Origin of the sequence: Bacillus sp. FSL R9-9410, assembly GCF_038050385.1 — a bacterium.
In the GTDB taxonomy this organism is placed as follows: Bacteria; Bacillota; Bacilli; order Bacillales; family Bacillaceae_G; genus Bacillus_A; species Bacillus_A cereus_U.
Map to the genome: position 1 here is coordinate 3,945,209 of NZ_JBBOTV010000001.1, position 18,863 is coordinate 3,964,071.

Consider the following 18,863-nt stretch of genomic DNA (forward strand, 5'->3'; position numbering starts at 1 on the left):
AAAAAAGAGCTATCTCTTTTCGAAGATAGCTCTAACACGCGGATTACTTTTCTACTATTATACTGTCTGTCTTTATAGACACACTTTTCGTGAATCCGCTAACGATAAACATCACAATCATATTCATTAACAATGCGACTATACCTACATTTAAATCTTTTATATATTGCGGAAAACTAGGAAACATCGTAGCTATAGTTGAACCAGATAAGGTAATATATGCGACAATTAACAACCCAATCCCCATTCCTGCAGTCGCTCCTTGCTTCGTAATAATCTGCCGTGGAAACAAACTACATACAAGTGCAGGGAAAAGTTGCGTAACTATACTGTATCCCATTAAAAGAAGAGCCCCTATTGTTTCCCCCCCTTTAAATGTAAACAATACTGCTACGAGCGTTACTACAGGCACAAATAATTTTGCAGCTTTAGCAACTTGTCTATCTGAAGCAGATGGCACCATCGTTCGGTAAATATTTTTTGCTAACAACGTAGATGCCGCCATAACAAGCATAGACGCTGGAACTAATGCAGTTAGTACTCCCGCGCTACCAATAATACCAATAAACCATGGATCAAATGTTTGAAGCGCGAGACGGAATAACGAAAGATCTACATCCGCTCCCTTTAACCCTGGAACTTGCAATATAGCAGCAAACCCTGCAAAGAATACGAAAAGCAACACTAAAGAATAAAGAGGCATAATCGCCGCGTTTTTCCTAAATACTTTTTCATTTTTTGCAGAGAACGCCGAAGCGAATGTATGGGGCCACATATAGAAACCAAGAGCCGTTAATATAATAGTAGAAACAAACCAAGAAATACTCATTCCTTCTTCAGGTAAAGATAAAAAACCTGGTTTCGCTGCTTCTACAGCTTCGAACATCGGTTGAAATCCTCCGTAATAATGATACGGTAAATATATACCTAAAAACATAACGATAAACAGTATCATAATATCCTTCAAAGCGGCTGTCCAAGCCGATCCATGTATACCTGAAACCATTACATATATAGTTATAACAATAGCACCAATCCATACCGCAATAACAGGTGTCACTCTTCCATAGGAAGCTTCCGAAACGATAATTCCTAATCCCTTTAATTGCAAAACAAGATAAGGGATAATCGAAATAACACCAATAATTGAAACAATTATCCCAAGCGTCTTACTCCTGTATTTCTTCGCAAAGAAATCTGATTGTGAAATGAGGTTATGTTCTTTTGCATACTTCCAAATTGGAGGCAATAAAAAATACGATAAAATATAAGCTAATGCACCATACCCTAAAATATAAAATGTAGGAGCTCCTTTACTATAAGCCCAGCCACTTCCTCCTAAAAATGTGAATGTCGTATAAATTTCCCCTGCCATAAGGAGAAAAACGAAAATAGTTCCAAATCCTCTTCCTCCAACTGACCATTGTTCTAAATTCATATCTTTTCCATGTTGTGCCCGAATTCCTAAAAATAGTGCGAGAAACAAAAATATAATAATGATAAATAATGCAGTCATTTTACGTCCCCCTTATTAGCAGGATCGAATACGTATACAAGCCCCATACAAAGAGACGTAATGAGTACTGATAATAGTATCCAAAATAATAGAAATGGCATCCCCCATACGTAAGGAGTGACCGAATTTACAAATACTGGTCCAACTACTAAACAAAGAACTGGAATAAGTGCTAGCACGTGTATTTTCTTCATCTCATTCTCCTTTACTTATAAAATTCATAATGGATGATACAAAGACTTCCACTCCAATTGGTAATGCGTCTTCGTCAATTGTAAAACGAGGGTGATGATGCGGATATATAATTCCCTTCTCTTCATTTCCTGCCCCTATAAAAAAGAACGTCCCTGGTGCCTTTTGTAAAAATGCTGAAAAATCTTCCCCTGCCATCGTTGGCTGTAAACGAACAACTCTTTCTCTTCCATACAGCTGTAATGCTGTATGTTCAATAAGCTCTGTAACTTCATAATCGTTCACAACTGGGCGATATCCATATTCATAAGAAAATGTATACTTAGCACCGTAGGATTCTGTAATATGTTTTACAATCCTTTCAAGCTTCTTCTTTGTTTCTTCTCTTAATTCATGCCTTAAACTTCTCACTGTCCCTTCAATCTCCGCTTGTTCCGGGATAACATTATGAGTTGTCCCAGAATGAAATTGCGTAACAGATACTACGAGAGAATCTAACGGATTCGTGAGGCGAGATACAATTTGCTGAATTTGCGAAACTACTTGCGCACCAATGGCGATACTATCAACTGTTTCATGCGGAATTCCAGCATGTCCACCTTTTCCCTCTATCGTAATTTTAAAAACGTCCGGTGCCGCCATCGCAGGACCATAAATTACACCTACTTTTCCAACCTCTAATGACGCCCAAAGATGAGCACCAATAATGTAATCCACACCTTCCATCACTCCCGCTGCGACCATTTCCTCTGCACCGCCCGGAAAGTTTTCTTCTGCATGTTGAAATAAAAAGCGAATCTCTCCTTTAACTTTCTCTCTTTCCTCTACCAACTTATGTACTACACCAAGCAATATTGCCATGTGACCATCGTGACCACACGCATGCATCACACCTGGATATGTAGAAATAAAATCAAACTTATTTTCTTCATGAATGGGAAGAGCATCCATATCAGTACGAACCGCGATGGTTTTACCAGGCTGCTTACCAATTAACCTTGCCATTACACTATATTTAGTAGGCCTCGAGACTTCTAAATACGGGATTTCCCGAAGTATGTCGAATACAAATTGAGATGTTTTTTCCTCTTGAAAAGATAACTCTGGATACTTATGAAAATGCCTTCTCCACTCAATCAACTGATCCTTTGATAAAACAAGTTCCTTTGCGACATCCATTTCTCTTCTCCCCTTCTTCACCAAGTTAAATGTTATTATAGCGTGAACTGTTAACTTTTAAAAGAATCTTCAGAATTTTCTATAATAAATATTTAAAAATAAAAAGCCATCTCATGATGACTTTTCACTTTATCCCGCATTAACTGCCCGTAAACGCCCGATTGGTGAAGGCTAATAATCAGTGGGGGATGAACAACCCCCCCACTGATTATAGTTTCACTTTATAAAATAGTAATTGCTTGTTTCCCCATTTGCTCCCATGCCTTTTCAAATTCAGCACGTGGAACAGCTTTTCGTGGATTGTTTGCAAGAGGATCATTTACGTATACAAAGTTTTGATCATATCCAATTACTACAACACTATGCTCATAATATGTAATTTTCACTTCACCTGAACTCGTATTCCATGTTTCAAAACTACTTTCAGCTAATGGTTTAAACGTTGTATTAATAATTACCCATACCGGAGAACCAGAACTAATTACTTTATATAGATCTTGTACGTCTCTGCCCGTTAAATTAATTACTTTTTCAGGAACATACTTTTCTGCTAAATTAAAAATTGGTTGATTATATACACCGTATCCTCGCTCAGCTTTCGTATAAATATTTCCAACGAATCCCTCATAAGGATTTCCATGCAAACCATTTTGTTCAAATGGGACGCGATGAATCTCACTAGCAAGTTGCATCTTATCTACTTGTACACCTTTATGTTGCAGTAGCATAGCTAAACTTGTCACTTCACAACCTCTAGGTAATTCAGGTAACTGTCTAATAAACGGAACCTCTGTAATCATTGTACTTTCTTTCATCTCAGAGAAAAGGTCTAACCGTAATTCTTGTGCCTTTTTCATAATTTTATCTTTCTCGAAAAAAAATACGACAGCAAATATAATACCGAAAATAAAAATATATTTTAACTTTTTCATCATAAACCAAACTCCATTATATCAATTATTTTAAAGGCGCAACTTCTATCATTGTACCTTTCTTCTTACTAGTTTACTAGAAAGATTCTGTGAATTATTATTCACAAATATCATCGTAAAATTCTAATTTTTTCAATAAAAAGAAAAAATGATATGCTTTTTCAGAACGTTTTACTAACAACAAAATTATTAACATAGTGAAAGAATCGCGTTTCCTTCACTATGTTAATAAACATTCTAAGGTATTTAGTCATAGTTAGTTTTTCCTTTACATACTCAGTTCACAACAAAATAAACCGAATATGTTTTTCACCCTGCTAATGATTAAAAGTACCGAATGAAATCTAATTAACACATACAAAAAAATATGGGGGAGGGGCATATGAATCAACAAGCAGATTTAAAATACCGTACACCACTTTATCCAATAGTTCCAATCGTAGCTTCCTCATTCAATTTCCTTACATTTGTTAGTTTAGCCTTTATTCCAGATCAGAGAATTCCTCTGTCTTGCGGGATTCCATTTATAATCATTTGCTACATTTTATACCAAGTTAAACATTCGGAAAGTTGTCACATTTGAACAAAAAAGAAATATAACCTAGGCAACAAATTAAATGTACTAAAAATTCAGTAATCTTTCTTATGATAAGATAATTTTTTTCTATTTATTGGATATGTTGGTATAACTTTATTTATCTTAAAATTCTCACAATCGCGTTTTTATCTGGAAAATGGTTTACAATGTTATCAAGTTACAAATGATATTCACCTTAAAAAGCGTGCATTTGTGTCTATTTTTTAACAATATAACAAAAACTATTGCCAACTATAAATTAATAGGTTTATATTGTTTTATTGGCATAGTTTCAATCCAAGGAGAAAGGAGATTTTCAATCGTGCAACTAAAGAAAGCATTTTGGAAGTTGGCTTCGCTTCTTCCGTTATCATTACTTCTGTTCCTCGGTGGCTGTGATAAGAAACTCGCAGTATTAAATCCGCAAGGACCCGTTGCAAAGGCACAGTATGATTTAATTGTTTGGTCATTCTTGCTTATGTCATTAATTATCGCAATTGTATTCATTTTGTTTACAGTCATCTTGATTCGTTATCGTGAAAAACCAGAGAATATGGACTATGAGCCACCTGATCAACATGGTAACACATTATTAGAAATCATTTGGACGATTATTCCTGTTATTATCGTTATCGCATTATCGATTCCAACAGTTAAAGCAACTTATGCTTCGGAAGAGGTTCCGCAAGAGTCCAAACATATTAAGCCAGTTGAAATTTATGTTACATCTGCAAACTGGAAATGGTTATTTAGTTATCCGGAGGAAAAAATTGAAACCGTTAACTATTTAAACATACCAGCTGGTGTACCAATTCAATTTAAGCTGACTTCTGTAGGTCCAATGAATGCTTTCTGGGTACCAGAACTTGGTGGTATGAAGTATACAATGGATGGCATGATCATGGACTTATATTTACAAGCTGATAAGCCTGGTTCTTACCTAGGTCGTAGCTCGAACTTCTCTGGTGAAGGATTCACTCACATGGAGTTCGAAGTTGAAGCAAAAACAAAAGAAAAGTATGACAAGTGGGTAAAAGAAGTACAAGAAACTGCTCCTAAACTAACAGAAGATAAGTACAACGATATTGTTAAACCTGGTGTAGTTGGTCGTATGACATTCTCTAGTCACCACTTAAGTTATGTAGATCCAAAGTCACTTGAATATTGTGATTACAACTACTACAAAAACAAAAAATAATAGCTATTATTCCAACAGATTGGAGTGAACACAGTGAAGCTTGATGAATTTTTTGTCACAGGTGACCCGATTATTTACGGAGCTGACGCATCTATCGTTCTTGTGACATTAGCGATTCTTTTCGTACTAACAAAGTACAAAAAATGGAGATGGCTTTGGGATGAATGGTTAACAACTGTTGACCATAAAAAAATAGGAACCATGTATATTATCTCTGCCGTTATAATGTTATTCCGTGGTGGTATGGATGGTTTAATGATTCGTGCCCAGTTAACATTCCCAGATACAACCTATTTAAACGCTGAACACTATAACGGAATCTTTACAACACATGGTACAGTTATGATTCTTTTCATGGCGATGCCATTCGTTCTAGGATTAATGAACGTCGTTGTACCATTACAAATTGGTGCTCGTGACGTTGCATATCCGTTCTTAAATGCTTTAAGTTTCTGGTTATTCTTTATCGGAGCAATGTTATTCAACATCGCTTTCGTAATCGGTGGTTCTCCAGACGCTGGGTGGACTTCTTACTTCCCAATGGCGGGTACAGAGTTTACTCCTGGTGTAGGAAATAACTTCTACGCAATCGCCTTACAGATTTCAGGTCTTGGTACGTTAATGACAGGTATTAACTTCCTAGTTACTATTTTAAAAATGCGTACACCTGGCATGAAATTAATGAAAATGCCAATGTTTACATGGTCTATTTTAATTACATGTGTAATCATTATTTTCGCTTTCCCAGTATTAACAGTAGCTCTTGCATTAATGACATTTGACCGTCTATTCGATGCTCACTTCTTTACGATGGCGAGCGGCGGTATGCCAATGCTCTGGGCCAACTTGTTCTGGGTATGGGGTCACCCTGAAGTATATATCGTTATTTTACCGGCATTCGGTATTTTCTCTGAAATCATTAGTACATTCTCACGTAAACGTCTATTCGGTTACAGTGCGATGGTATACTCAATGGTTGCAATTTCTTTACTAAGTTTCGTCGTATGGCTTCATCACTTCTTCACGATGGGTGCAGGTCCAGCGGTTAACTCGTTCTTCTCGATTTCGACAATGGCGATTTCGATTCCAACCGGTGTTAAAATATTTAACTGGTTGTTTACGCTGTATAAAGGACGTATTCGTTTTACAGTTCCAATGCTTTGGTCATTGGCATTTATTCCAAACTTCGTAGTTGGTGGAGTTACAGGGGTTATGCTTGGAATGGCAGCAGCTGATTATCAATACCATAACAGCTACTTCCTAGTCGCTCATTTCCACTACGTATTAATCGCAGGTACAGTATTCGCTATGCTTGCTGGATTCACATTCTGGTATCCAAAAATGACAGGTCATATGCTAAATGAACGCCTTGGTAAATGGACATTCTGGATCTTTATGAGCGGATTTAACATCTGTTTCTTCCCAATGTACTTCCTAGGTTTAGATGGTATGACTCGTCGTATGTACACTTACTCTGAAAGCCTTGGATGGGGTTGGTTGAACCAAATCGCATCTGTCGGCGCAGTAATGATGGGTATTGGATTCGTAATTCTTTGTTACAACGTAATTTGGAGTGCACGTCACGGTGAACGTGACACAACTGGAGATCCATGGGATGGCCGTACACTTGAATGGGCAACTCACTCTCCTGTACAACATTACAACTTCGCGAAACTTCCTGAAATTAAAGAAGCTGATGCTTTCTGGTTCATGAAAAAACGCGGAGAAACAATTACACCAACAGCAGATGAATTAAAACCAATTCACATGCCAAGTAATTCTGGTGTGCCTATTATTATGTCTGCATTCTTCGGTCTTGCAGGTTTTGCATTAGTATTTAGCTGGTTCTGGATTGCAGCAATCGGTGGTATTGGTATTTTAGGTTGCTTAATCTATCGTTCATTCGATTATGATGATGGCTACTACGTAAGCATTGAAGAAATTAAAGAAACAGAACATATAGCATGAGAGGTGAAATGACATGGCGGCTTTAGATAAAAGCTTACCTTTGGAATATCAATCTGAACAAAGCAGATTGAATATCCTAGGATTCTGGATTTTTCTTGGGGCTGAAATTATGCTGTTCGCAACACTTTTCGCCTCTTATCTAGTCCTTGCTGGTCGTACGGCTGATGGCCCAACACCAGCGCAATTGTTTGAAGTTAAAACACTTTTAATTCAAACACTGTTACTTTTAACAAGTAGTTTTACATGTGGTATCGCAATTCACGAAATGCGTAAACACAATCAAAAAGGAATGTTAGCTTGGTTTATCCTGACTTTACTTTTAGGTGCAGGCTTCCTATTCTTTGAAATTGAAGAATTCATTTTGTACGTTGGTGAAGGCGCAACGATTCAAACAAGTGCTTTCTTATCTGCATTCTTCGTTCTTCTTGGAACGCATGGTGCCCACGTAACAGGTGGTATCATTTGGGCAACTTGTGTTATTATCCAAATTTTAAAACGAGGTTTAACACCAGTTACAGCTCGTAAAGTATTTATTATCAGCTTATACTGGCATTTCCTTGATCTTGTTTGGGTCTTTATTTACACACTAGTTTACTTGAACGGGATGGTGGCGTAAATGGGTCAAAATAACAATCAAACAAATGCGCATAGCGGATTCCCATGGTCACACGTTTTCGGATTTATTTTATCGCTTGCACTAACGTTTCTAGCGTTATACGTAGCACTTTACACAAACCTGCCACTTTCAACGATATTAACAACTATCATCATCATGGCAGTTGCGCAAGCGTTATTACAATTAATTATGTTCATGCACTTAAAAGAAGGCGAAGGAAGCATTCAAATTCTTACAATGATATACAGTTTCTTCGTTGCAGCTGCAACAGTTGGTCTTACTGTATGGATTTTCTTCTCAATGTAATTTGCATGAAAAAGACTGCTGAGATTCCTCAGCAGTCTTTTTTTATCCCGCATTAACGAGCAGTAAGACCCCCACTGATTAAAGTTTCACTTTATCCTCTCCCCTATTACATCCACATTACGGAATTAACAAAAAAATCATGAAAAATATACTTATTATGACAAATGTTAAGAAAACTCTTTCTTTATGAAATCGAATCCATATGCGTTGCTTTTCTACCTATTATATGGCTAAATAGGTACTATATTTATTTGAAGGGAGAGAACGCAGTGGAACATCATTCTTCTGTTCTATCACTGATGGTTGTTGTCGCAATCACGTTTTCCGTTCCCCTTTTGTTACAACGCTTTAAATTAAAAGCACTTCCTGTCGTTGTTGCAGAAATTATCGCAGGAATCTTTGTAGGTAAAAGTGGATTTAACATCATTGAGCCAGATATGTGGCTTCAAGTCTTATCAACACTAGGGTTTATCTTCCTAATGTTTTTAAGTGGTTTAGAAATTGACTTTTCGATCTTTAAGCAAAAAGGGAAAAAGAATACGACAACCGAACCAAACACATTCCAAGCAGCAAGCATTATCTTCTTATTTATTTTCATTTTATCTTATGCCCTATCATTACTATTCGTCTGGCTAGGATTCGTCGACAATGCAATGTTCATGACTTTAATTATTTCAACTATTTCCTTAGGTGTTGTCGTACCAACATTAAAAGAAAATAACTTAGGAAAAACCGCAATCGGGCAAATCATTTTATTAGTCGCTGTTATTGCAGACTTAGTTACAATGATTTTACTCGCTGTATTCGTCGGATTAAATTCCGAAAGTGGCCAAAGCATGTGGCTTCTACTTCTTCTATTCGGCGCTGGTATTGTAATTTACTTTGTCGCAAGACGTTTTAAAAATATTCCATACCTAGAAAACTTAAAAGCCGGTAGTGTACAAATTGATACGCGCGCTGTTTTTGCACTCATCTTAATATTAGTTGGATTATCTGAATCTGTTGGGGCAGAAAATATTTTGGGAGCCTTTTTAGCAGGTGTACTCGTATCTTTATTATCACCAAATGAAGATATGGTTGAAAAACTTGATTCCATCGGATATGGTTTCTTCATCCCTATTTTCTTCGTGATGGTTGGTGTAAATTTAGAAGTATGGTCTATTTTTAAAGAGCCTTCTAGTATGCTAATAATCCCAATTCTAATTGTGGGACTCTTTATTTCAAAACTGTTGCCATCACTCGTCTTACGAAAATGGTACCCACGTAATATCGTACTCGGAAGTGCCATTTTGTTAACATCAACACTTTCTTTAGTTATTGCGGCTGCACAAATCGGTGAAAAGCTAGGCATCATTAGCCCAAGTTTATCAGCATCTCTTATTTTAAGCGCAGTTATTACTTGTATTTTTGCACCTATATTATTTAACAAGATGTTTCCAAAAGTGGAAACACCAAAACCGAAAGTATCTATTATTGGTGCAAGCAGAATTACCCTTCCGCTATCACTTGATTTAAAACGTGAAGATTATGACGTAACACTATATATGATACGTCAAAATAAAATAAATGATGAGGAAGCGAAATCTCATGACTTCCCTATTGTAAAATTAGATGAGATTACTATTCAATCTTTAATGGAGCAAAAAGCTTTCGAAGCAGACCGTGTTGTTGTTGCGACAAGTGATGATGAACAAAACTTATTATTAGCAGAACACGCGAAAGAATTAGGTGTTGAACACGTCATCGCAAGTGTAGAAGATCCCCTTCTACAAGAAAAAGCGACTCAAGAACATATCGCTGTATTCTCGACTATTAACTCTACACGTATTTTATTACGTGCACTTATTGATAAACCGAGTCTCGTTCGCTTAATTACAACAGCAAATGAAACAGTACGTGAGGTTGAACTACGAAGTAATAAATATAACGGTTTAGCACTTCGTCGCCTTCCGTTTTTAGGTGATGTACTTGTCATTCAAATTTACCGCGGTAATAAAGCATTAATACCACATGGTGATACGAAGTTACAACATGGCGATACTTTACTTGTAACGGGTTCAAAAGAACATATTGATACAATGAAAAACATATTAGAGTAGAAAAATGCCCCTCACATAAATGAGGGGCATTTTTTCATTTTCATATGGTAAAATGTTACTATCACATATTATGGGGATGAATAACATTATGTCTATTTCAACTTTAGCTCTCTTATTATTAGCAGAAGTACTCGTCGCCATTATTCTCATCGGTATTAGCATTGAAATTTGTAGCTATGGATGGAAAAAATCGAATGGAATTAAGTACTTTTGTCTCTTACTTTCACTCCTTCTCGGAACCGCTAGCATACTAGGACTTCTCGTTGCACCCGCATATTTCTTCTTACAACTTATAGAAAAAGGCTTATAAGAAAGGATGATATTATGATTACAGTGAAACATATTGATGCATCTGAAACATACTTATTACGCCAAAAGATTTTGCGTCCCAATCAATCCTTAGAAGATTGTAAATACGATTCAGATTACGAAATAGACTCCTTCCACTTAGGTGCATTTCTACATGATGAACTTGTTAGCATCGTCTCCTTTTCAAAAGAACTATACCCTGCCTTACAAGCTGGTACCCATTATCGTCTACGAGGAATGGCAACATTACCTAATTTCCGAAACCAGCATGCTGGCACTTCCTTAATCCGTAAAGCTGAACAATTCCTCCAAGAACGCGAAGCAAATATTCTATGGTGTAATGCCCGAATTACCGTAGCGGATTATTACAAAGGATTAGGTTTCCATGAGCATGGTGAAATCTTCGAGATTGATCCAATAGGAATACATAAAGTAATGTATAAAGAAATATAAGAAAAGCTTTCTGCATATTGCAGAAAGCTTTTCTTATATTTCATCTTCACTTTTTATTTTTTTCATATATATGTATATAAACAAACTAGGAATTAAAAAACAAGCAAACATAATAAGTCCTGTTATACCAATTTCCTTTATCGAAATATCCGGTGTTACAATGATACAAATAGCTAAAATCCCAATAACAATCCCTACTGGAATTAATAATAGTTTCATGAAATAACTACGAGATACTCCCCCTGTATGCTCATACACTTCCACCGAATTTTTTAAGTTTAAAAAGTTAATAACTATTATCCCGCCCATAAATACCATTAATAAATCCGAAACACTTTCATACCCTGTCCCTTGCAAGACGTAACGGTAAAAAACAATGCCTAGTATGACGATATTTTGTAAGATGAAAGCCAATCTAATATGTTTTAATCCCTCAATCATTAAACGTTCATCTTTCACGATTTTCACCCTATCACTCCTTTTCCTCCCAAAACAAATCATTCAATGTTTTATCTACTGCATAACAAATTTTCAAACATAAATCTAAAGACGGATTGTATTTCCCCTTCTCAATTAAACTAATTGTTTGCCTTGTGACGCCTACTTTTTCTGCTAATTGTTGCTGTGTTAAATCTAACTGAACACGCGCGACTTTTATTTTACTTACAGCCATTCATGTTCCTCCTCTATCTTTATAGTAACATATATATTACATTAAGTAATTTATACTTTACAAATCCGGTTTAATTTTCACCTTATCCCGCTATTTGTGGGCAGTAAAACTCCCACCTCAAAATTCGGCTGGAGCAAAGAAGTTAGGTGGGAGCCCTGCTGCCCGTAAACGCCCTATTGGTGAAGGCTAATAAGCAGTGGGGATAAACAAAAGCCCCACTGCTTATAGTTTCACTTTATTATACACAAAAAAAGAGCCTCTCATAAGAAGCCCCTTTTCTATCTCTATATTATAAGAATAAATGACATCCAAATAAAATTGTAAATAAGTAAAGTAACGGATGTACTTCCATCCCTTTCCCCTTCACAATCTTTAATACTGGATACACTAAAAATCCAATTGCAATTCCATTTGCAATACTAGACGTTAACGGAATACCAACGAAAATTAAAAATGCTGGTAATGCATCTTCAAATTCATTCCAATTAATATCACGAATGCTTTGTGCCATTAAACTACCTACAATAATTAATGAAGGAGCTGTAATAGCAGCTACACTTGATAAAGACGCGATAACAGGGCTGAAAAATGCCGTTATAATCGTTAGACCAACAACTACAATACCTGTTAATCCAGTTTTACCACCTGCAGCAATACCAGCTGACGATTCAATCGTTGCTGCTGTTGGACTTGTACCAAAGATAGAACCTGTCGTTCCGCCAATCGCATCTGCAATAAACGCTTTGCCAAAACGTTTCTCTGTATTATCTGTAATTAAACCTGCTTGTTTAATTAAACCGAGTAATGCACCTGTCGTATCAAATAAAAGTACAAGTAAAAATGAAAATACAACACCATATAATCCATACTGAATTACATCTGAAAAAGCATTGATTGGATTTGAAACGATAATACCCTCTGGTAAATGAGGCATCGCTACAATTTTATCCTCAAACTTCAGTTGCCCCGTAAAGAAGGCGATAATTCCTGTCACAATCATACTAATAAATAATGCTCCACTCACACGTAATACCATTAATACCGCCGCTAAAATTAAACCAATTAAAGTTAAAATAACGGCTGGAGAATGAAAATCACCAATCGTAACTAAGTTAGATGGATGATCCACGATAATTCCAGATAGACGTAATCCAATAAAAGCAATAAATAGTCCAATTCCACCTGCAATTGCATGTTTTAAACTTTCAGGAATTGCGATAATTAGCTTTTGCCTAAATGAAGTGAAAGATAATAAAAGAAAAATGATACCTGTTACAAATACTGCCGAAAACGCAATGACATACGTAATCCCCTCTGCCTGTTGAACGACAGAATAAGCAAAATATGCATTCATCCCCATAGCTGGAGCAATAACAATTGGATAGTTAGCTAAAAACGCCATACATAGCGTCCCAATAACTGTCGCAATAATAGTTGCCGTAAACGCTTGATCAAATGGTACACCTGCATCAGATAATATTTTCGGATTGATGACAAGAATATACGCAAATGTAAAAAAAGTTGTGATGCCCGCTAAAAGCTCTTGCTTCACAGAAGTGTTATATTTTTGTAATTGAAACATGGCTATGTACCCTTCCTACACCTGAATTATTATCACACATTCTTTTCTTACTAGTATGTGAGAAAATATAATACTTAATCTTAACAATCAATAAAAAGAAGAGTCAATATATTCTCTAATAGTGAGAATTTTAAGTTTAAGTCTGACAAGTTCAGATGTAGTACAGTTCATTTTGATTATTTTTGTAGCATAACAGATAGAAATGTTTTATAATTTGAAATAGTTAAATATTTAGGTAGCTCATTCTACAAGGGGGATTCTTCTTATGCAGCACACAAACAAATCTGGAACTTTAAATCGAGGTTTAAAAGAACGACATATTACTTTAATGTCACTCGGTTCGGCTATTGGCGTTGGGCTATTTTTAGGATCTGCTTCTGCTATTAAACTAGCTGGTCCTTCCATCTTACTAGGTTATATGATCGCTGGACTCGTTATTTTTTTCATTATGCGAGCGCTCGGAGAAATGGCAATTGAACAACCGGTTGCCGGTTCTTTTAGTAAATATGCTAATGATTATATCGGCCCACTTGCTGGCTATATTACTGGTTGGAACTACTGGTTCTTATGGGTTGTTACTTGTATGGCTGAAATTACGGCGGCTGGAATTTACATGCAGTACTGGTTCCCAGATATCCCGCGCTGGACTTGGGCACTACTCGCTCTATTATTAATGAGCGCTTTCAACTTCTTATCAGTAAAAGTATTTGGAGAACTTGAGTTTTGGTTTGCTCTCATTAAAATTGTCACAATTATCTGTATGATAGTGATTGGCTTTGGTATTATTCTATTCGGATTTGGAAATGGCGGCGTTGCAACTGGTATTTCAAATCTTTGGGAACATGGGGGCTGGTTCCCAAATGGCTTCTCTGGATTATTGCTTTCCTTACAAATGGTATTATTCGCTTATTTAGGCGTTGAACTAATTGGTGTTACAGCTGGTGAAGCTCAAAACCCGAAGAAAACACTCGCAAAAGCTATCGATAACGTATTTTGGAGAATCCTAATCTTTTACGTCGGGGCATTATTCGTTATGATGGCAATTTATCCATGGAACGAACTTGGCGAGAAAGGAAGTCCATTCGTATTAACATTCCAACAAATCGGCATTGCAAAAGCAGCAGGTATTATTAACTTTGTTGTATTAACAGCTGCACTTTCTTCTTGTAACGGTGGTTTATTTAGTACAGGGCGTATGCTATTTACTTTGGCACAACAAAAGAAAGCTCCTGAAAGATTCGGTCGTTTAAATAAAAACGGTATTCCGAGTCAAGGAATTGTAGCAACGGCTATCGTTTTACTTGTTGGTGTTATATTAAACTACCTTGTGCCTGCAAAAGTATTTACATGGTTAACTAGTATTTCAACTTTCGGGGCAATTTGGACTTGGGGTATTATATTAGTCGCTCAAATTAAATTCCGTAAAGGATTATCAACTGAGAAAAAAGACAAGCTCACGTATAAAATGCCTTTACATCCAGTAAGCTCTTACTTCTCACTTGGCTTCCTTGCACTTGTACTATGTATAATGGCGTATTCAGAAGATACAAGAATTGCATTAATCGTTGGCCCAATTTGGCTTATTGGCTTAGCTATCGTGTATTACATGAAAGGATTTCATAAGATTGATGAAACACCTAATTCAAAGATTAGTTAAACAAGCTATCCCTTCCTTATTAATTGGAAGGGATTTTTTATTGTCTATATAAATATTTCTCAACAAAATTCACGGTATTTTTACAATTTTTTAATATTTTTTACGTTTTCTGTCTTTATTTTTTCAGAAAAATAAATTACATTATTAAAGCACATATATTTATTATTAGGGGGATTCTTCTATGAAGAATAAAAAATGGATTACATTTTCTTTAGCAACAGCAATTACACTTAGTATGGGGAGTTCGTTCATACCGTCTACTTATGCCGAAAGCTCTGTAGACCCAGCTCCTGAAATTGCTGCAAAAGTTGTAAATCAAAACAATGGTAAGAAAGTATTATTCGATAATACACACGGTCAAACGGCAGGGACAGCTGATTGGGTTATTGATGGCGGTTTTTCTGATTTCGGAAACGGCATTGCCCAAAACGGATATCATGTAAAAGAACTGCGTAAATCAACACCTATTACATATGACGATTTAAAAAATCACAATGTATTTATCGTTCCCGAAGCCAATATTCCTTATAAAAAATCTGAACAAGACGCAATGTTACAATACGTGAAAAATGGCGGCAGTATTTTCTTCATTGCCGATCATTATAATGCAGATCGTAATAAAAACCGCTGGGACTCCTCAGAAGTGTTCAATGGATATAGACGCGGGGCATGGGATAATCCAGCAAAGGGAATGTCTAATGAAGAAACAACTTCACAAGCTATGCAAGGAGTAGAAAGCTCTGATTGGCTATCCGATAATTTCGGTATTCGCTTCCGTTACAATGCACTTGGTGATGTTTCAGCTAAAAATATTGTCTCACCTGCGCAATCATTCGGAATTACAACTGGCGTTTCATCTGTAGCAATGCATGCCGGCTCTACTCTTGCGATTACAAATCCAAAACTAGCGAAAGGCCTTGTATATCTTCCAGAAAATCCATCAAAATGGAATAACGCTGTTGATAGCGGCGTTTATAACGGTGGTGGCGTTGCAGAGGGTCCTTATGCTGCCATTTCGAAAGTTGGCCTTGGAAAAGCAGCCTTTATTGGTGATTCTTCTCCTGTTGAAGATGCTACGCCAAAATATGTTCGTGAAGATTCAGGTCAATCAAAGAAAACTTATGATGGTTATAAAGAAGAAAACGATGCTGTTCTATTAGAAAACATCGTGAATTGGTTAGCGAAGCAAGAAACATTTACAAGCTTAGATCAAGTGAGTGGTTTACAGCTTGATGCACCTACAGCTCTACAAACATTTGAACAACCAAGTTTATCAACAGAACCACAACCAGAACCTTGGAGCGCACCAAGTCAAGGTTACCAGTGGTTCAATACAAATACTTTCAAACCAGGTTCATACGGCTATAACGGTGCAGTGACAACGAGTGATTACGTAATTACGCACCCTAGCATTCTACCAAACAATGAAGTGTTACAAATGAAGATTCAAGTAAATAACTTATTACCAAATACAACGTACAATAATTATTCTTTAGGTATCTTCACAACTGGCGGAACACAGGTGGCAAAAGTTCAAAATACAAATGGCACTTGGCCATCTTCTTTCGGATATAGCAGTGCATTCTCTTTCATCACAAATAACCAAGGATCTGCTGAAAAAATTGTGAATGTACAACTTGATCCAAATACAACTGGACAAGCAACACTCCGTCTACGTCAAAATACGACAGCGAAATATAGTGAAACTGTAACGATTGGTAAGAAGTAAAGTACAGTAAAAGGCAATCCGCATATGGATTGCCTTTTTTTCACTTCTCTTCTTTTGAGAAAAACATTCTTGAAATAACGATACCTATACTACCAACGATTAAGAATAACACCGCCCTAATCATCATCGACACCTCTGGTAAGTCGAGAAGGAATAACTTCCCTACTGTTACTACTAATACGACTAATCCAGCATATAATATTTCGTTCATCTGTCTATAACGGCCAAACCAAACTGCAAATAACGCATATACCATCCATAATAACGATACAGATACGCTAATTATACTTCCATCTGTAGAAAGAACTTCACCGATTCTAGTAATTGTAATAAATACAATGACCATTAACGAGTAGAGCGCTATAGAGTACACATATTTACCAAAACTCGCTAACACTTCTTTCGCTTGTCTCATGCAATAATAGAACGTCCCTATCAAAATAATATGAGCGACAAAGCCTGCTGAAATGAACTCATCAAACGGACTAAAAATCGTCTGTATCATTCCAATCGCATAAATCGTTGCACTTACATACAATTTAATATTTTGCTTTACTTTAATAGCAGTAACCATACCGAGGAAACCTTGTAACAATAATACGATTGCTGCATTCACCAAACTGTACTCGTATAAAATCGCTAAACTAAATGACCCCATTGCAAAGCCAAATATTAGATTTGTAAATACAGAATGTTTATTCTTCCTATATTCAAGTGCGAACATAACAGCATGCACGAATGCACTTATAACTAATCCCCACGTTGTAAATTCAGGAATTTGAGAAATGGCTAAAATAAAGAAAACTGCATTCGCACTAAATATCGCCAATCGTGCTTCTTGTATAAAACTTCTCTCCGAAAACATATGCCAAAATAATAGTAAATGAATTGCACCGTATACAACTGTTAACTGTACTTGCACATTCTCTACTAATATTGACATAACAGCAAAGAAGACAAATAGGACAATTGCCGCCACAACATAAGAAATCATATACAAGTACTTATAACGGTTTCTCAATGCATACCATAATAGACTACTTGTTAATATCGTCTCATAACTAAAGAAAATATACGTATTAGGGGTCGTACTATTTAACAAGAAAGGAACAAAAAATGCTCCCACCGCCACGAAAATAGCGAGGTATTCCGATTTATATCTTTTCGCTAAATAAATCCCTAAAACAACCCATATAATGTTGCAAATAAACGCAATACTTGCTGGAATGAATCCATATAAATAATGTGCCGCAAACGTCGTTAAAACAATACCTGTAATACTTCCTCCAGCTAATACTAATCCTAACGATTGCCGCTCTCGTTTAATTTGAATATCCCCTATATAATACAAACCGATAGATAAGGCGATACCAAACACAATTCGTATCGCTGGTGTTAATAAACCAGCATCTACCCCTGCTTTAAATAACCAAATAACCCCAAGTAGCATAATACCGACAAATATACGCGGCAACCATGTTTGGCAAAACTTAATAATATTGAATGGTTCCGGTTTAAAAGCAGATATATTTACTTGTTTTTCCTCAACTTTTTGAACAGGCTCTTTGATTTTCACTACATCTTCTTGTAATTTTTCATCCATTATCGTTTCGATATATACTTTCTTTTCCTTACTAACACGTTGCTGAGCGTTTTCTACTTCTATTTTCCTTTGTTTTGCTTTCAACTCAAAAAGTGCTTCTTGCATCGTTTCAATTGCAGTTTCGAGTGCTTCTATTTTCTTATTCAAATCTTCCTTCATACGCTCCCCCCTCATCATTCATTCGAAACCTATATATTACCAATTATCTTTATCATACTCTTAGTCTATTCATTTTCAAAACCATTTTTCCAAAAAAAGAAAGGTGTTTTCCCAT

17 protein-coding genes and 1 pseudogene are annotated in these 18,863 nt (G+C 36.2%); 10 read left to right on the forward strand and 8 right to left on the reverse strand.

What is annotated here, in order from left to right; translation table 11 throughout:
* Positions 1-43: 43 nt before the first annotated feature.
* The 4 genes from MKX77_RS20630 to MKX77_RS20645 all read right to left on the reverse strand — a co-directional run bounded on the left by MKX77_RS20630 (position 44) and on the right by MKX77_RS20645 (position 3,819).
* Positions 44-1,516, reverse strand: coding sequence for a sodium:solute symporter family protein (locus MKX77_RS20630; protein ID WP_341307664.1), 1,473 nt, complete (start codon positions 1,514-1,516; stop codon positions 44-46).
* Positions 1,513-1,710 carry a DUF3311 domain-containing protein gene (locus MKX77_RS20635; protein ID WP_341307665.1) on the reverse strand — a complete coding sequence of 66 codons (198 nt, stop codon included), beginning with the start codon at positions 1,708-1,710 and terminating at the stop codon, positions 1,513-1,515. Before MKX77_RS20635 ends, MKX77_RS20630 begins: the two co-directional genes overlap by 4 nt.
* Position 1,711: 1 nt before the next feature.
* Positions 1,712-2,887, reverse strand: a complete 1,176-nt coding sequence (locus MKX77_RS20640; protein ID WP_341307666.1) for an amidohydrolase — start codon at positions 2,885-2,887, stop codon at positions 1,712-1,714.
* Between the two features lie 221 nt (positions 2,888-3,108).
* Positions 3,109-3,819 carry a C39 family peptidase gene (locus tag MKX77_RS20645; protein ID WP_341307985.1) on the reverse strand — a complete coding sequence of 237 codons (711 nt, stop codon included), beginning with the start codon at positions 3,817-3,819 and terminating at the stop codon, positions 3,109-3,111.
* Between the two features lie 397 nt (positions 3,820-4,216).
* Between MKX77_RS20645 and MKX77_RS20650 the strand changes: the two are divergent.
* The 8 genes and pseudogenes from MKX77_RS20650 to MKX77_RS20685 all read left to right on the forward strand — a co-directional run.
* Positions 4,217-4,424: pseudogene (locus MKX77_RS20650) on the forward strand (amino acid permease); the annotation flags it as partial.
* 294 nt (positions 4,425-4,718) lie between these two features.
* Entirely contained in the window at positions 4,719-5,594 is an 876-nt protein-coding gene (locus tag MKX77_RS20655) for a cytochrome aa3 quinol oxidase subunit II (RefSeq protein WP_215555270.1), read from the forward strand.
* A 33-nt stretch (positions 5,595-5,627) separates the two neighbouring features.
* On the forward strand, positions 5,628-7,562 hold the full coding sequence (gene qoxB, locus MKX77_RS20660) for a cytochrome aa3 quinol oxidase subunit I (RefSeq protein WP_002159259.1): 1,935 nt from the start codon (positions 5,628-5,630) through the stop codon (positions 7,560-7,562).
* Between the two features lie 13 nt (positions 7,563-7,575).
* Positions 7,576-8,178, forward strand: a complete 603-nt coding sequence (gene qoxC, locus MKX77_RS20665; protein WP_002029841.1) for a cytochrome aa3 quinol oxidase subunit III — start codon at positions 7,576-7,578, stop codon at positions 8,176-8,178.
* The gene (qoxD, locus tag MKX77_RS20670) at positions 8,179-8,484 is read left to right on the forward strand and encodes a cytochrome aa3 quinol oxidase subunit IV (RefSeq protein WP_215555269.1); all 306 of its coding nucleotides are present in this window, start codon (positions 8,179-8,181) and stop codon (positions 8,482-8,484) included.
* A gap of 269 nt (positions 8,485-8,753) precedes the next feature.
* Positions 8,754-10,583 (forward strand): monovalent cation:proton antiporter family protein, encoded by a 1,830-nt coding sequence (locus tag MKX77_RS20675; protein WP_341307667.1) that lies wholly within the window; start codon positions 8,754-8,756, stop codon positions 10,581-10,583.
* Positions 10,584-10,602: 19 nt separating this feature from the next.
* Positions 10,603-10,893 carry a DUF4022 family protein gene (locus MKX77_RS20680; RefSeq protein ID WP_341307668.1) on the forward strand — a complete coding sequence of 97 codons (291 nt, stop codon included), beginning with the start codon at positions 10,603-10,605 and terminating at the stop codon, positions 10,891-10,893.
* Positions 10,894-10,907: 14 nt separating this feature from the next.
* Complete coding sequence (locus MKX77_RS20685; protein ID WP_341307669.1) at positions 10,908-11,345, forward strand: GNAT family N-acetyltransferase; 438 nt, start codon at positions 10,908-10,910, stop codon at positions 11,343-11,345.
* A gap of 33 nt (positions 11,346-11,378) precedes the next feature.
* Here MKX77_RS20685 and MKX77_RS20690 read toward each other — a convergent pair whose 3' ends face one another.
* The 3 genes from MKX77_RS20690 to MKX77_RS20700 form a co-directional block, all read right to left on the reverse strand.
* Positions 11,379-11,813 (reverse strand): hypothetical protein, encoded by a 435-nt coding sequence (locus MKX77_RS20690; protein ID WP_341307670.1) that lies wholly within the window; start codon positions 11,811-11,813, stop codon positions 11,379-11,381.
* 4 nt (positions 11,814-11,817) lie between these two features.
* Complete coding sequence (locus MKX77_RS20695) at positions 11,818-12,018, reverse strand: helix-turn-helix transcriptional regulator (protein ID WP_000301182.1); 201 nt, start codon at positions 12,016-12,018, stop codon at positions 11,818-11,820.
* Between the two features lie 289 nt (positions 12,019-12,307).
* Positions 12,308-13,600, reverse strand: a complete 1,293-nt coding sequence (locus MKX77_RS20700; RefSeq protein WP_341307671.1) for an NCS2 family permease — start codon at positions 13,598-13,600, stop codon at positions 12,308-12,310.
* 265 nt (positions 13,601-13,865) lie between these two features.
* Here MKX77_RS20700 and MKX77_RS20705 point away from each other — a divergent pair, with 265 nt between their 5' ends.
* A complete protein-coding gene (locus MKX77_RS20705) occupies positions 13,866-15,257 on the forward strand; it encodes an amino acid permease (RefSeq protein ID WP_201032482.1) in 1,392 nt (463 codons plus the stop codon).
* Between the two features lie 181 nt (positions 15,258-15,438).
* Positions 15,439-16,986, forward strand: a complete 1,548-nt coding sequence (locus MKX77_RS20710; RefSeq protein WP_341307672.1) for a DNA-binding protein — start codon at positions 15,439-15,441, stop codon at positions 16,984-16,986.
* Between the two features lie 40 nt (positions 16,987-17,026).
* On the opposite strand, the gene MKX77_RS20715 is transcribed toward MKX77_RS20710, so the two are convergent.
* Positions 17,027-18,748: a DUF2339 domain-containing protein gene (locus MKX77_RS20715; RefSeq protein ID WP_341307673.1), complete on the reverse strand. Its 1,722-nt coding sequence runs from the start codon at positions 18,746-18,748 to the stop codon at positions 17,027-17,029.
* Positions 18,749-18,863: the final 115 nt, after the last annotated feature.